This is a genomic window from Pseudomonas sp. GW460-LB5, from assembly GCF_059423245.1.
This window is the reverse complement of the sequence record NZ_JBWKXT010000066.1, coordinates 18964-33000: the sequence shown is the minus strand read 5'-3', so window position 1 is coordinate 33000 and position 14037 is coordinate 18964. Positions and strand designations below refer to the sequence as shown.

The following is a 14037-nucleotide window of genomic DNA, read 5'->3' as shown; positions in this document are numbered from 1 at the left end:
GGCAGAGCCGGGCTTGGGGCGCTACTCGCCCCATCGCCGGCAAGGCCAGCTTCCACAAGAAGACAGTTGCTCCCACATTTGTTTCGGGCCAGTCATGCCTGTGCAATTAGCGCGCGTACCCCTTGGTGCACGACGCGACATCGAAGGGGACAAACAAGGGACCGCGCGCCATGGATCAGGATTGATTGGCCCGAAACAACTGTGGGAGCGGGCTTGTCCCGCGAAGCGCCGCGCGGGCGGCGCTCGATCTCATAAGCGATGAAGATGCTGTGTCCGGCTCAACGGGCCTGGCACAACGCCAGGCAGTTATCCAGCATGCGGTTGCTGAACGCCCACTCGTTGTCATACCACGCCAGCACCTTGAGCATGCGCCCGTTGGCCCGGGTATGGTTGGCATCGAAAATCGACGACAGCGGGTTGTGGTTGAAATCGCAGGAAACCAATGGCAACGCGTTGTACCCCAATACCTTGGAATGCCTGCTGGCTTCAAGGAACAGCTGGTTGACCTGCTCGGCCGTGGCCTCGCGCTTGAGGTTGACGGTGAGGTCCACCAGCGACACGTTGATCACCGGTACCCGCACTGCCATGCCGGTCAGCTTGCCCGCCAGCTCCGGCAGCACAAGGCCCACGGCTTCGGCGGCGCCGGTCTTGCTGGGGATCATCGACTGCGTGGCCGACCGCGCCCGGTACGGGTCGCTGTGGTACATGTCGGTCAGCACCTGGTCGTTGGTATAGGCGTGAATGGTGGTCATCAGGCCTTGCTCGATGCCGAACTCGCGGTGCAGCACCTGGGCGATCGGCGCCAGGCAGTTGGTGGTGCAGGAGGCGTTGGAAATGACCTGATGCGAGGCCCGCAGGATGTCATGGTTGACCCCGTAGACCACCGTGGCATCGGCGCCTTTGGCCGGCGCCGAGACAATCACCTTGCCCGCCCCGGCGGTCAGGTGGGCAGCGGCTTTGGCGCGGTCGGTGAACAGCCCTGTGCACTCGAACACCACGTCGATCGCTTCGGCCTTCCAGGGCAGGTCGGCCGGGTTGCGGATGGCACTGACGGCGATACGGTCACCATTGACCGTGAGGCTTTCGTGGTCGGCCTCGACTGTGGCCTCGAACGTGCCATGCACGCTGTCGTATTTGAGCAGGTGGGCATTCATGGCGCTGTCGCCCAGGTCGTTGATGGCGACGACCTGCAGGTCCTGGCGGTAGCCTTGGGTATACAGTGCGCGCAGGACGTTGCGCCCGATGCGGCCGAATCCATTGATCGCGATGCGTAGGGTCATGGCAGTACCTCTGGCAGTCCGAGTGAAACCTGTGGCAAAAAGGAGCTTCACTGAAACGGTTTTGTTGTTGGAATTACAAGATTATTCACTGGCTGATAGAAAACAAGCCTTTTTAGTGGCAGTATTTTGTTTAAACATACAACGAGTGGTTGGGCGTTGTGCCTCCACCGATGCAGCAGGCTCCTTGCCTTGAGCCTAGGCCGCAATCGTTTGGAGGGGAAATGCCCGGTAAACCGCCCTTACAATTAGCCTGGAGTCCAGTACATGCATCCGCGCATCCTTGAGGTCACCCAACGGCTGATCGACCGCAGCCGTGCCACCCGCGAACGCTATCTGCAACTGATTCGCGGCGCGGCCAGTGAAGGCCCCATGCGTGCCAGCCTGCAGTGTGCCAACTTCGCCCATGGCGTGGCCGGTTGCGGCAGCGAGGACAAGCAGACTCTGCGCCTGATGAACGCGGCCAACGTGGCCATCGTCTCGGCTTATAACGACATGCTGTCTGCCCACCAGCCGTATCTGCACTTCCCGGAGCAGATCAAGCAGGCCCTGCGCGAGGTCGGTTCGGTCGGCCAGTTCGCCGGCGGCGTGCCGGCCATGTGCGACGGCGTGACCCAGGGTGAGCCGGGCATGGAGCTGGCCATCGCCAGCCGTGAAGTGATTGCCATGTCCACGGCGGTCGCGTTGTCGCACAACATGTTCGATGCCGCGCTGATGCTGGGCATCTGCGACAAGATTGTCCCAGGCCTGATGATGGGGGCGCTGCGTTTCGGCCACCTGCCGACCATCTTCGTGCCGGGCGGGCCGATGGTTTCCGGCATTTCCAACAAGCAGAAGGCCGACGTGCGCCAGCGCTATGCGGAAGGCAAGGCCAGCCGTGAAGAGCTGCTGGAGTCGGAGATGAACTCCTATCACAGCCCGGGTACCTGCACCTTCTACGGCACCGCCAACACCAACCAGTTGGTGATGGAGGTGATGGGCCTGCACCTGCCGGGCGCCTCGTTCGTCAACCCGTACACCCCGCTGCGCGACGCACTTACAGCGCACGCCGCGCAGCAGGTGACGCGCATGACCAAGGCCAGCGGCAGTTTCATGCCGCTGGGCGAAATCGTCGACGAAAAGGCACTGGTCAACTCCATCGTTGCCCTGCACGCCACGGGCGGCTCGACCAACCACACCCTGCACATCCCGGCGATTGCCCAGGCAGCAGGTATCCAGCTGACCTGGCAGGACATGGCCGACCTCTCCGAAGTGGTGCCGACCCTGTCCCACGTCTACCCCAATGGCAAGGCCGACATCAATCACTTCCAGGCCGCCGGGGGCATGGCCTTCCTGATCCGCGAACTGCTGGATGCCGGGCTGCTGCACGAAGACGTCAACACCGTGGCCGGCCCCGGCCTGCGCCGCTACACCCAGGAGCCGTTCCTCGACAACGGCAAGCTGGTGTGGCGCGAGGGGCCGCAACAAAGCCTGGACGAAAGCATCCTGCGCCCGGTGGCACGGCCGTTCTCGGCTGAAGGCGGCCTGCGGGTGATGGAAGGCAACCTGGGCCGTGGCGTGATGAAGGTTTCCGCCGTCGCCCCCGAACATCAGGTGGTCGAGGCCCCCGCGCTGGTGTTCCATGACCAGCAGTCGCTCGCCGATGCGTTCAAGGCCGGTGAGCTGGAGCGTGACTTTGTTGCCGTGGTGCGCTTCCAGGGCCCACGTTGCAACGGCATGCCCGAACTGCACAAGCTCACGCCCTTCCTCGGTGTTCTGCAGGACCGAGGCTACAAGGTGGCGCTGGTTACCGACGGGCGCATGTCCGGCGCCTCGGGCAAGATCCCGGCGGCCATCCACGTTTGCCCCGAGGCTTATGATGGCGGCCCGCTGGCGCGCGTGCGCGATGGTGATATCGTGCGGGTCGATGGTGTCGAAGGCACACTGCGGGTAATGCTATCGGCCGAAGAACTGGCCAGCCGCGACCTGCCGCCGGTGCCCCAGGGCAATGACCTGGGCTGCGGGCGCGAGCTGTTCGGCTTCATGCGCATGGCGTTCAGCCCGGCAGAGCAGGGCGCGAGTGCCTTTAACTCGGCCCTGGAGAACCTTAAATGAAAGACCTGCTGGTTGGCGACATTGGCGGCACCAATGCCCGTTTTGCGTTGTGGCGTGACAACCAGCTGCATGAGGTCAACGTTTTTGCCACCGCGGACTACACCAGCCCGGAGCAGGCCATCGAGGCTTACCTCGAAGGCCAGGGCATAGCCCGCGGCGGCTTGGCGGCTGTATGCCTGGCGGTAGCCGGGCCGGTCGATGGCGATGAATTTCGCTTTACCAACAACCATTGGCGTTTGAGCCGTACGGCTTTTTGCAAGACCTTGCAGGTCGAGCGGCTGTTGCTGATCAACGATTTTACCGCCATGGCGCTGGGCATGACCCGCCTGCGCGATGGGGAATTTCGTGAGGTGTGCCCTGGTCAGGCTGACCCTTCGCGGCCTGCGTTGGTGATCGGGCCGGGCACTGGCCTGGGCGTGGGCTCGTTGCTGCGCCTTGGCGAACAGCACTGGCAGGCCTTGCCGGGGGAGGGCGGGCATGTCGACCTGCCGGTGGGCAATGCGCGCGAAGCGGCCATCCATCAGCAGATCCACGGCCAGATCGGCCATGTCAGTGCCGAGACCGTGCTCAGCGGTGGTGGCCTGGTGCGGCTGTACCAGGCGATCTGTGCGCTGGATGGCGACACACCCCGACACAGGACCCCGGCACAGATTACCGAAGCCGCGCTGGGCGGTGAGCCACGGGCGCTGGCGGTGGTCGAGCAGTTCTGCCGGTTCCTTGGGCGCGTGGCGGGTAACAATGTGCTGACGCTGGGCGCGCGGGGTGGGGTCTATATTGTCGGCGGCGTCATTCCCCGCTTTGCCGAACTGTTCCTGCGTAGCGGGTTTGCCGCGAGTTTTGCCGACAAGGGCTGCATGAGTGGCTATTTCGCTGGCGTGCCTGTGTGGCTGGTAACCGCAGAGTTTTCCGGCTTGCTGGGCTCCGGTGTGGCCTTGCAGCAGGCCTTGGACCACAGATAAGTGTAAAGGGCCGCTGATAGTTCCGGCACAGCGCGGTCCCTGTAGGAGCGGCCTTGTGCCGCGATGGGGCGCGAAGCGGCCCCAATAACAGGCAACCAAGACCTGTAACTAACAAGAGGAAGGACCACCTTGAGCACTGCCGGCAAATCGATCCTGATGGTCGACGACGACCAGGAGATCCGTGAACTGCTGCAAACCTACCTGAGCCGCTCCGGCTTCCAGGTGCATGCCGAAGCCGATGGAAAGGGCTTTCGCCGCGCCCTGGAAACCACCCCCTGCGACCTGGTCATCCTCGACGTCATGCTGCCCGACGAAGACGGTTTCAGCCTGTGCCGCTGGGTACGCCAGCACCCGCGCCAGGCGCGGGTGCCCATTATCATGCTCACCGCCAGCTCCGACGAAGCCGACCGTGTCATCGGCCTGGAACTGGGCGCTGACGACTACCTGGGCAAACCGTTCAGCCCTCGCGAGCTGCAAGCGCGGATCAAGGCCTTGTTGCGCCGCGCCGAGTTCGGCCTGTCGGCGGCAGGCAGCGCGGTGCTGGCCTTCGACGACTGGCGGCTGGACACGGTCAGTCACCGTCTGTTCCATCACGACGGTGAAGAGGTGATTCTGTCTGGTGCCGACTTCGCCCTGCTCAAACTGTTCCTCGACCATCCGCAGCAGATTCTCGACCGCGACACCATCGGCAACGCCACCCGTGGCCGCGAGCCAATGCCGCTGGACCGCATCGTCGACATGGCGGTCAGCCGCCTGCGTCAGCGCCTGCGCGATACCGACAAGCCCCCCCGGCTGATCCGCACGGTGCGCGGCAGTGGCTACCTGTTGGCGGCACATGTCTGCAGTGCGCCCTGAGCGGCGCTGGCGCCTGCTGCCGCGCTCACTGCTGGGGCGCATGCTGCTGCTGACCTTGCTGGTAGTGCTCTTGGCCCAAGGCTTGTCGAGCATCATCTGGGTGGCCCAGTTGCGTGCCAGCCAACTGCAGGGTCTGCGTGCGAGCGCCAGCAGCCTGGCCCATTCGATGAGCGCCAGTGTCAGTTACTTCCGCTCGTTGCCGGTGGCCTATCGGCCCATGGTGCTCGACCAGTTGCGCAGCATGGGCGGCACGCGCTTTTTCGTCTCGCTCAACGTCAAGCCGCTGGACATGCCGGTGCTGCCCATCACTGCACGCAAGCAGGCGGTGATCGAGGTATTCCAGCAGGTACTGCACGAGCGCCTGGGTTCGCAAATGGACATTTCTGTCGAATTCGTCGGGCCTGACGACCTGCGCATTTTCAACAGCGGCCTGAAACTCGACGAGCTGCCACGCTCCTGGGCGCATTACTCATTGACACTGGAGCCGCTCAACCCGCCGGTGCTGGTGACGCAGATTCGCCTGGACGAGGGCGAGTGGCTGTACATTGCCTCGCTGCTGCCCGAGCCCTATACCAGCCTTGAGGCCGAACGCCTGCCACGGCAGCAGATCGGTTTCATCGTGCTCACCACAGCCTTGCTGCTGTTGTTCATCGGGTTGTTGGTGCACTGGCAGAGCTGGCCGCTCAAGCGCCTGGCGCGCGCTGCCCGGGAGATGTCGCTGGGTGCCGATGTGGCGCCGGTGGTCGAAGGAGGGGGGAGCGAAGTGGTGGAAGTCAGCCGGGCGTTCAACAGCATGCGCGAGCGCATCAGCCGCTACCTGACCGAGCGTAGCCAGCTATTCAGTGCCATCTCCCACGACCTGCGCACGCCGATCACCCGCCTGCGTCTGCGTGTCGAACTGCTGGAGGACGAGCGCCTGCAGGCCAAGTTCAGCCAGGATCTGGACGAGCTTGAGCTACTGGTCAAAGGGGCGTTGCAGTGCGTGAAGGACACCGATATCCACGAAAACATCGAGCCGGTCGACCTTAACCATGTGCTGGAGATTCTGGCAGAGCCTTATCTGCGTGATGGCCGCATCACGGTCGACGGCCGGGCGCTGGCCCCTTACCCAGGCAAGCCGCTGGCGCTGCGACGCTGCATCGGCAACCTGGTCGACAACGCCATCAAGTACGGCGAGCAGGCGCGGCTGCGCATCATCGACAGTGCCGAAGGTTTTGTGCTGCAGGTGGACGACCAGGGGCCGGGCGTACCGCAGCAGCAGCTTGAGCAAGTGTTCGAGCCGCATTTTCGGCTGGCCGGACAGCAGCAGGGCTATGGGCTGGGATTGGGGATTGCGCGCAACATTGCCCACAGCCACGGCGGCGAGGTGAGCTTGCTCAACCTGCGCGAAGGCGGGTTGCGGGTGACCCTGTATCTGCCGCGGGGACAGGACTGAGTTGTTGGTGGTGGCAGTTCGGGCCCTATCGCCGGCAAGCCAGCTCCCACAGGTACAGCGTAAACCTTGAAAGTTTTAGGGTCTTTGTGGCAGCTGGCTTGCCGGCGATCGGGCCATTGCAGGCCACATAGATGTCACTGCCCCGTGACAATCCTGGCCTGCTTCGTGACCTGCCGGCCAAACCGGTTGGCTAGAATTCGCACACGACTGGCAAGGATCAAGCTGGCCCATGAACACCTCCAACCTGCCTTCCAGCAGCTGGCTCAACGCCCCGGCCCACGCTGCCTGGCGCCTGGCCGAAGCACAGCGCCTGCTGGCCTTCGCCAAGGCCGCGAAACTGCCCGACGGCTTCGGCAACCTGGACGCCGAGGGGCGGTTAGCGCCCGGCGCCTGCGCCGAAACCATGAACACTGCTCGCATGACCCACTGCTTCGCCCTGGCTCACCTGCAGGGTATGCCCGGCTGCCTGGACTACGTCGCACACGGCGTGGCCGCTTTGCGCGGTGCCATGCAGGATGCCAGCTACGGCGGTTGGTTCGCCCACCCCGGTGGCCACGACGACAGTGGCAAGGCGGCTTACCTGCATGCTTTTGTCGCCCTGGCCGCCAGCTCGGCAGTGGTGGCGGGCGCGGTCGATGCCCCCGCGCTGTTGGCAGACGCCATCCAGGTGATCGAAGCGCATTTCTGGAGCGAAGAAGAAGGCGCCCTGCGGGAAACCTTCTCCCGCGCCTGGCAACTGCCCGAGCCGTACCGTGGCGCCAATAGCAACATGCACGCGACCGAGGCTTTTCTGGCCTTGGCAGACGTCACCGGCAACAGCCTGTGGCTGAAGCGCGCCCTGCGCATCGCCGAACGTATCATTCATACCCACGCCGCGGCCAACGGCTACCGGGTCATCGAGCATTTCGACGCGCTCTGGCAGCCACTGCCGCACTACAACATTGAGCATCCGGCCGACCACTTCCGGCCTTATGGCACCACGCCCGGGCACGCCCTTGAGTGGGCGCGGCTGCTGCTGCACCTGGAGGCCAGCCTCGACCGGGCCGGCCTGCAGGCGCCGCAGTGGCTGGCGGATAGCGCTCGGGCCCTGTTCGACACAGCCTGCCAGCAGGCCTGGAAGGTCGATGGCGCGCCCGGTTATGTCTACACCCTGGACTGGGCCGGGCAGCCCGTAGTGCATGCGCGCCTGCACTGGGTGCACGCCGAGGCCTGCGCCGCCGCCGCAGCGCTCTTGCAGCGCACCGGCGAGGCGCATTACGAGCAGTGGTACCGCAACGGCTGGGATTTCATCGCCAGCCACTTTATCGATACCCATGGCGGCAGCTGGCACCACGAACTCGATGCAACCAACCAGCCGGCCGGGACCATCTGGCCGGGCAAGCCAGACCTCTATCACGCCTACCAGGCGCTGTTGCTGCCAGGCTTGCCGCTGGCATCCAGCCTGGCCAGCAACCTCGCCGCCAATGTAACCAGACGATGACATTCGCGCATCGCTTCGTTACCTGACGAGGCGGGCACGCTGTTTAGACTTCATGCAACGCAAGCGATCGACTTGCACGGCATAACAACAAGAAAGGTGCTTTGATGAATCCCACGTTCCGTCTCGCTGCCGCAATTTCCCTGGCTTCCTTGCTCCCGCTCAGTGCCCTGGCTGCCGAACCCAAAGGCAGCGTCGAGGTGGTGCACTGGTGGACTTCCGGTGGTGAAAAAGCGGCCGTCGATGTGCTCAAGGCCCAAGTCGAGAAAGACGGCTTTACGTGGAAGGATGGCGCCGTGGCCGGTGGTGGTGGTGCCACGGCCATGACCGTGCTCAAAAGCCGCGCCGTAGCCGGCAACCCACCGGGTGTCGCGCAAATCAAAGGGCCAGACATTCAGGATTGGGCTTCCACCGGCTTGCTCGACACCGATGTGCTCAAGGATGTGGCCAAAGAGGAAAAGTGGGACGCATTGCTCGACAAGAAGGTCGCCGATACCGTGAAGTACGAAGGTGACTATGTCGCCGTGCCGGTGAACATCCACCGCATCAACTGGCTGTGGATCAACCCCGAAGTCTTCAAGAAAGCTGGCATCGACAAGGTGCCCGCCACCCTCGACGAATTCTACGCTGCTGCCGACAAGCTCAAGGCTGCCGGCTTCATCCCGCTCGCCCATGGTGGCCAGCCGTGGCAGGACAGCACGGTATTTGAAAGTGTTGTGCTGTCGGTAATGGGAGCAGATGGTTACAAGAAGGCCATGGTCGACCTCGACAGCGCTACCCTGACCGGCCCGGACATGGTCAAGGCGCTGACTGAGTTGAAGAAGGTCGCCACCTACATGGACCCGGACGGCAAAGGCCAGGACTGGAACCTGGAAGCGGCCAAGGTCATCAATGGCAAGGCCGGCATGCAGATCATGGGCGACTGGGCCAAGAGCGAGTGGACCCTGGCGAAGAAAACTGCCGGCAAGGATTACCAGTGCGTGCCTTTCCCGGGCACCGACAAGGCCTTCCTCTACAACATCGACTCGCTGGTGGTGTTCAAGCAGAACAACGCCGGCACGTCTGCCGGCCAGCAGGACATTGCCCGCAAGGTGCTGGGTGAGGACTTCCAGAAGGTCTTCAGCAGCAACAAGGGTTCGATTCCGGTACGCAACGACATGCTCGCTGACATGGGCAAGTATGGCTTCGATGCGTGCGCGCAGACCTCTGCCAAGGACTTCCTGGCCGACGCCAAAAATGGCGGCCTGCAGCCGAGCATGGCGCACAACATGGCCACCACGCTGGCCGTGCAGGGCGCGTTCTTCGATGTGGTGACCAACTACATCAACGACCCCAAGGCCGACCCGGCCGATGCAGCGAAGAAGCTGGCGGCGGCGATCAAGGCTGCCCAGTAGAGCTGACGCGATCCCCGTTGTAGGAGCGGCCTTGCGTCGCGATGGGCTGCGCAGCAGCCCCAGAACCTGCGCACTCGATCTTCCAGGTAGGTGTTGACCTTGGGTCCGTTGGGGCTGCTGCGCAGCCCATCGCGACGCAAGGCCGCTCCTACAGGGGAGTGCGGTACCTTTGAGGTGAACCATGACCACGTCTACCGCCCAACTGCGGGCCTCACCCCTGGACGCGCTTCAGCGCTGGCTGCCCAAGCTGGTGCTGGCACCCAGCATGCTGATCGTCCTGGTGGGCTTCTACGGCTACATCCTCTGGACCTTCGTGCTGTCCTTCACCACCTCGACCTTTCTGCCTACCTACAAATGGGCAGGCCTTGCGCAGTACGCCCGGCTGTTCGACAACGACCGCTGGTGGGTGGCGAGCAAGAACCTGCTGCTGTTCGGTGGCCTGTTCATCGCCATCAGTCTGGCCATCGGCGTGCTGCTGGCGGTGTTGCTCGACCAACGCATCCGCCGTGAGGGCTTCATCCGCACCCTCTACCTGTACCCCATGGCACTGTCGATGATCGTTACCGGCACTGCCTGGAAGTGGCTGCTCAACCCCGGCATGGGGTTGGACAAACTGTTGCGCGACTGGGGCTGGGAGGGCTTTCGCCTGGACTGGCTGATCGACCCTGACCGGGTGGTGTATTGCCTGGTGATCGCCGCAGTGTGGCAGGCTTCGGGCTTCATCATGGCAATGTTCCTGGCCGGCCTGCGGGGCGTCGATCCTTCGATCATCCGTGCGGCGCAGATGGATGGCGCCAGCCTGCCGCGCATCTACTGGACCGTGGTGCTGCCCAGCCTGCGCCCGGTGTTCTTCAGTGCACTGATGATCCTCTCGCACATTGCCATCAAGAGCTTCGACCTGGTGGCGGCGATGACTGCCGGCGGCCCGGGTTACTCGTCCGACCTGCCGGCAATGTTCATGTACTCGTTCACCTTCAGCCGCGGCCAGATGGGCATGGGCTCGGCCAGCGCCATCCTCATGCTCGGGGCGATCCTGGCGATCCTCGTGCCGTACCTGTACTCGGAGCTGCGGAGCAAACGCCATGCATAGCCCTGTCGACAAACCGGCGCTCAGCCTGAGCCGTATCGCCATTCACGTGGTGTTGTGGATCGCCGTGCTGTTGTACCTGGTGCCGCTGGTGGTAATGCTGCTGACCAGCTTCAAGACCCCGGAAGACATCAGCACCGGCAACCTGCTGAGCTGGCCGGCGGTGATCACCGGCATTGGTTGGGTCAAGGCCTGGGGCACGGTCAACGGTTACTTCTGGAACTCGATCATGATCACCGTCCCTGCGGTGCTGATCTCCACTGCCATCGGCGCGCTGAACGGCTATGTGCTGTCGATGTGGCGCTTCCGTGGCTCGCAGCTGTTCTTCGGCCTGCTGTTGTTCGGCTGCTTCCTGCCATTCCAGACCGTGCTGCTGCCGGCCTCGTTCACCCTCGGCAAGCTGGGCCTGGCCAGCACCACCGGCGGCCTGGTGCTGGTGCACGTGGTCTACGGCCTGGCCTTCACCACGCTGTTTTTCCGCAACTTCTACGTGAGCATCCCCGATGCACTGGTCAAGGCCGCGCGCCTGGACGGGGCCGGGTTCTTCACCATCTTCCGGCGCATCATCCTGCCGATGTCCACGCCCATCATCATGGTCTGCCTGATCTGGCAGTTCACCCAGATCTGGAATGACTTCCTGTTCGGCGTGGTGTTTTCCAGCGGTGATTCGCAACCGATCACCGTGGCCCTGAACAACCTGGTCAATACCAGCACCGGGGCCAAGGAATACAACGTCGACATGGCTGCAGCGATGATCGCCGGCCTGCCAACCCTGCTGGTGTATGTGGTGGCTGGCAAATATTTCGTGCGCGGGCTGACGGCCGGCGCGGTAAAGGGGTAAGTCATGGCAACGCTCGAACTTCGCAATGTGAACAAGACCTACGGCAGCGGCCTGCCGGACACCCTCAAGGACATCCAGCTGTCGATCAAAGATGGCGAGTTCCTGATCCTGGTCGGCCCCTCTGGCTGTGGCAAATCGACCTTGATGAACTGCATCGCCGGCCTGGAGCAGATCACCGGCGGTGCGATCCTCATCGACGAGCAGGACGTCAGTGGCATGAGCCCCAAGGACCGTGACATCGCCATGGTGTTCCAGTCCTACGCGCTGTACCCGACCATGAGCGTGCGCGAGAACATCGAATTTGGCCTGAAGATCCGCAAGATGCCGCAGGCGGCCATCGATGAAGAAGTGACGCGGGTCGCCAAGCTGCTGCAGATCGAGCACCTGCTGGCGCGCAAGCCGGCACAGCTGTCCGGTGGTCAGCAGCAACGGGTAGCCATGGGCCGGGCGCTGGCGCGGCGGCCGAAGATCTACCTGTTCGATGAGCCGCTCTCCAACCTCGATGCCAAGCTGCGGGTCGAGATGCGCACCGAAATGAAACTGATGCACCAGCGCCTGAAGACCACCACCGTGTACGTCACCCATGACCAGATCGAGGCCATGACCCTGGGTGACAAGGTGGCGGTGATGAAGGACGGCATCATCCAGCAGTTCGGCACCCCGCAGCAGATCTACAACGACCCGGCCAACCAGTTTGTGGGCAGCTTCATCGGTTCGCCGCCGATGAACTTCATCCCGGTGCGCCTCACGCAACAGCAGGGGCGCCTGCGGGCCGTGCTTGACAGTGGCCAGGCGCGCTGTGAGCTGCCCTTGGGGGTGGCCGATGGCGAGCTGGATGGCCGCGACCTCATCCTCGGCATCCGCCCCGAGCAGATCGCCTTGGGTGACGCCGAGGGCAACGGCCTGCCGGGTATCCGCGCCGAGGTGCAGGTCACCGAACCCACCGGGCCGGACCTGCTGGTGTTCGTCACGCTCAACCAGACCAAGGTGTGCTGCCGCCTGGCGCCGGATGTGGCGTGCCGCGTGGGTGACACCCTCAACCTGCAATTCGACCCGGCCCGGGTGCTGCTGTTCGACGCCGACAGTGGCGAGCGCATACGCCTGGCCAGCACGGACGCAACCGCAAAGGACAACGTGGCTCACTTCAAAGGCCGTTGACTCGTCTACACCATCAATAAGAAAAAAGAGGACGCATAGGGATGGAACAGCGCAAACGTATCAGGACATTGGGCTCGCTGGCTTTGCTCGCCGTTGTCGGCAGCAGCGGCGCGCAGGCTGCCGAGGCTTTTTCCAGTGAATCGAAGTGGATGACCGGCGATTGGGGCGGCACCCGTACCGAGTTGCTGGAGAAGGGCTACGACTTCACCCTCGACTACGTCGGCGAGGTAGCCGGCAACCTGCACGGTGGCTACAACGACGACAAGACTGCACGCTACAGCGACCAGTTCGCCCTTGGCGCACACCTGGACCTGCAGAAGATCTTTGGTTGGCACGATGCCGAGTTCAAGCTGGCGATCACCGAGCGCAGCGGCCGCAACCTGTCCAACGACCGTATCAGCGACCCGCGCGCCGGGCAGTTCAGCTCGGTGCAGGAAGTGTGGGGCCGAGGACAGACCTGGCGTCTGACCCAGATGTGGTTCAAGCAGAAGTATTTCGACGGTGCCCTGGACGTCAAATTCGGCCGCTTCGGCGAGGGCGAGGACTTCAACAGCTTCCCTTGCGACTTCCAGAACCTGGCCTTCTGCGGCTCTCAGGTGGGCAACTGGGTGGGCGGCATCTGGTACAACTGGCCGGTCAGCCAGTGGGCGCTGCGGGTGAAATACAACATCACCCCGGAATTCTTCGTACAGGTCGGCGCCTTCGAGCAGAACCCCTCCAACCTGGAAACCGGCAACGGCTTCAAGCTCAGCGGCAGCGGCACCAAGGGGGCAATCCTGCCGGTGGAGGCGGTGTGGTCGCCCAAGGTCAACGGCCTGCCGGGTGAGTACCGCCTGGGTTACTACTACAGCACGGCCAAGGCCGACGATGTGTTCGACGACGTCAACGGCAACCCGCAGGCGCTGACTGGCGGGGCCTTCAAGTCGCACTCCAGCAAGCATGGCTGGTGGGTAGTGGCGCAGCAGCAGGTCACGGATCATGGTGGCGACGTCAACCGCGGCCTCAGCCTGTTCGCCAACTTCACCGTGCACGACAAGGCCACCAACGTGGTCGACAACTACCAGCAGGTGGGGCTGGTCTACAAAGGCGCCTTCGACGCCCGGCCCAAGGATGACATCGGCTTCGGTGTGGCGCGTATTCATGTGAATGACGACGTGAAGAAACGCGCCGAACTGCTCAACGCCCAGAGTGGTATCAACGATTACGACAACCCAGGCTTCGTGCCGCTGCAACGCACCGAGTACAACGCCGAGCTCTACTACGGCTTCCACGTCACCAACTGGCTGACCGTGCGGCCTAACCTGCAGTACATCAAGAGCCCGGGCGGGGTGGATGAAGTGGACAACGCGCTGGTCGCAGGCTTGAAGATTCAGTCGTCATTCTGAGGCCATTTGTTGTAAATTTACGCCAATCCCTTTTCGGTTCCCGGCACCCACTGGCCTGCAGTGGTTGTCGGGGAT

Annotated in this window: 12 protein-coding genes; 11 read left to right on the top strand and 1 reads right to left on the bottom strand. The window is 63.4% G+C overall.

Going from position 1 to position 14037, the window contains the following annotated elements; translation table 11 throughout:
* Positions 1-278: 278 nt before the first annotated feature.
* Complete coding sequence (gene gap, locus AC07XM_RS27060) at positions 279-1280, bottom strand: type I glyceraldehyde-3-phosphate dehydrogenase (protein WP_016485087.1); 1002 nt, start codon at positions 1278-1280, stop codon at positions 279-281.
* Here gap and AC07XM_RS27055 point away from each other — a divergent pair.
* The 11 genes from AC07XM_RS27055 to AC07XM_RS27005 all read left to right on the top strand — a co-directional run bounded on the left by AC07XM_RS27055 (position 1279) and on the right by AC07XM_RS27005 (position 13962).
* Positions 1279-1473: a hypothetical protein gene (locus tag AC07XM_RS27055; RefSeq protein ID WP_134792735.1), complete on the top strand. Its 195-nt coding sequence runs from the start codon at positions 1279-1281 to the stop codon at positions 1471-1473. The genes gap and AC07XM_RS27055 overlap by 2 nt on opposite strands.
* A gap of 71 nt (positions 1474-1544) precedes the next feature.
* Positions 1545-3371: a phosphogluconate dehydratase gene (gene edd / locus AC07XM_RS27050; protein WP_102689971.1), complete on the top strand. Its 1827-nt coding sequence runs from the start codon at positions 1545-1547 to the stop codon at positions 3369-3371.
* Positions 3368-4330: a glucokinase gene (locus tag AC07XM_RS27045; protein ID WP_102689972.1), complete on the top strand. Its 963-nt coding sequence runs from the start codon at positions 3368-3370 to the stop codon at positions 4328-4330. The genes edd and AC07XM_RS27045 overlap by 4 nt, the downstream gene beginning before the upstream one ends.
* Positions 4331-4459: 129 nt before the next feature.
* On the top strand, positions 4460-5185 hold the full coding sequence (gene gltR / locus AC07XM_RS27040; RefSeq protein ID WP_102689973.1) for a two-component system response regulator GltR: 726 nt from the start codon (positions 4460-4462) through the stop codon (positions 5183-5185).
* Positions 5166-6620: an ATP-binding protein gene (locus AC07XM_RS27035; RefSeq protein WP_016485091.1), complete on the top strand. Its 1455-nt coding sequence runs from the start codon at positions 5166-5168 to the stop codon at positions 6618-6620. Before gltR ends, AC07XM_RS27035 begins: the two co-directional genes overlap by 20 nt.
* 229 nt (positions 6621-6849) lie before the next feature.
* Positions 6850-8100 carry a D-mannose isomerase gene (locus AC07XM_RS27030; RefSeq protein WP_070086494.1) on the top strand — a complete coding sequence of 417 codons (1251 nt, stop codon included), beginning with the start codon at positions 6850-6852 and terminating at the stop codon, positions 8098-8100.
* A 104-nt stretch (positions 8101-8204) separates the two neighbouring features.
* Positions 8205-9491 carry an ABC transporter substrate-binding protein gene (locus AC07XM_RS27025; protein ID WP_024717653.1) on the top strand — a complete coding sequence of 429 codons (1287 nt, stop codon included), beginning with the start codon at positions 8205-8207 and terminating at the stop codon, positions 9489-9491.
* Positions 9492-9672: 181 nt separating this feature from the next.
* Positions 9673-10581: a carbohydrate ABC transporter permease gene (locus AC07XM_RS27020; protein WP_095115779.1), complete on the top strand. Its 909-nt coding sequence runs from the start codon at positions 9673-9675 to the stop codon at positions 10579-10581.
* Positions 10574-11419 carry a carbohydrate ABC transporter permease gene (locus AC07XM_RS27015; RefSeq protein WP_102689974.1) on the top strand — a complete coding sequence of 282 codons (846 nt, stop codon included), beginning with the start codon at positions 10574-10576 and terminating at the stop codon, positions 11417-11419. Before AC07XM_RS27020 ends, AC07XM_RS27015 begins: the two co-directional genes overlap by 8 nt.
* 3 nt (positions 11420-11422) lie before the next feature.
* Entirely contained in the window at positions 11423-12577 is a 1155-nt protein-coding gene (locus AC07XM_RS27010) for an ABC transporter ATP-binding protein (protein ID WP_095115777.1), read from the top strand.
* A gap of 41 nt (positions 12578-12618) precedes the next feature.
* Positions 12619-13962, top strand: coding sequence for a carbohydrate porin (locus tag AC07XM_RS27005; RefSeq protein WP_060517584.1), 1344 nt, complete (start codon positions 12619-12621; stop codon positions 13960-13962).
* Positions 13963-14037 lie beyond the last annotated feature (75 nt).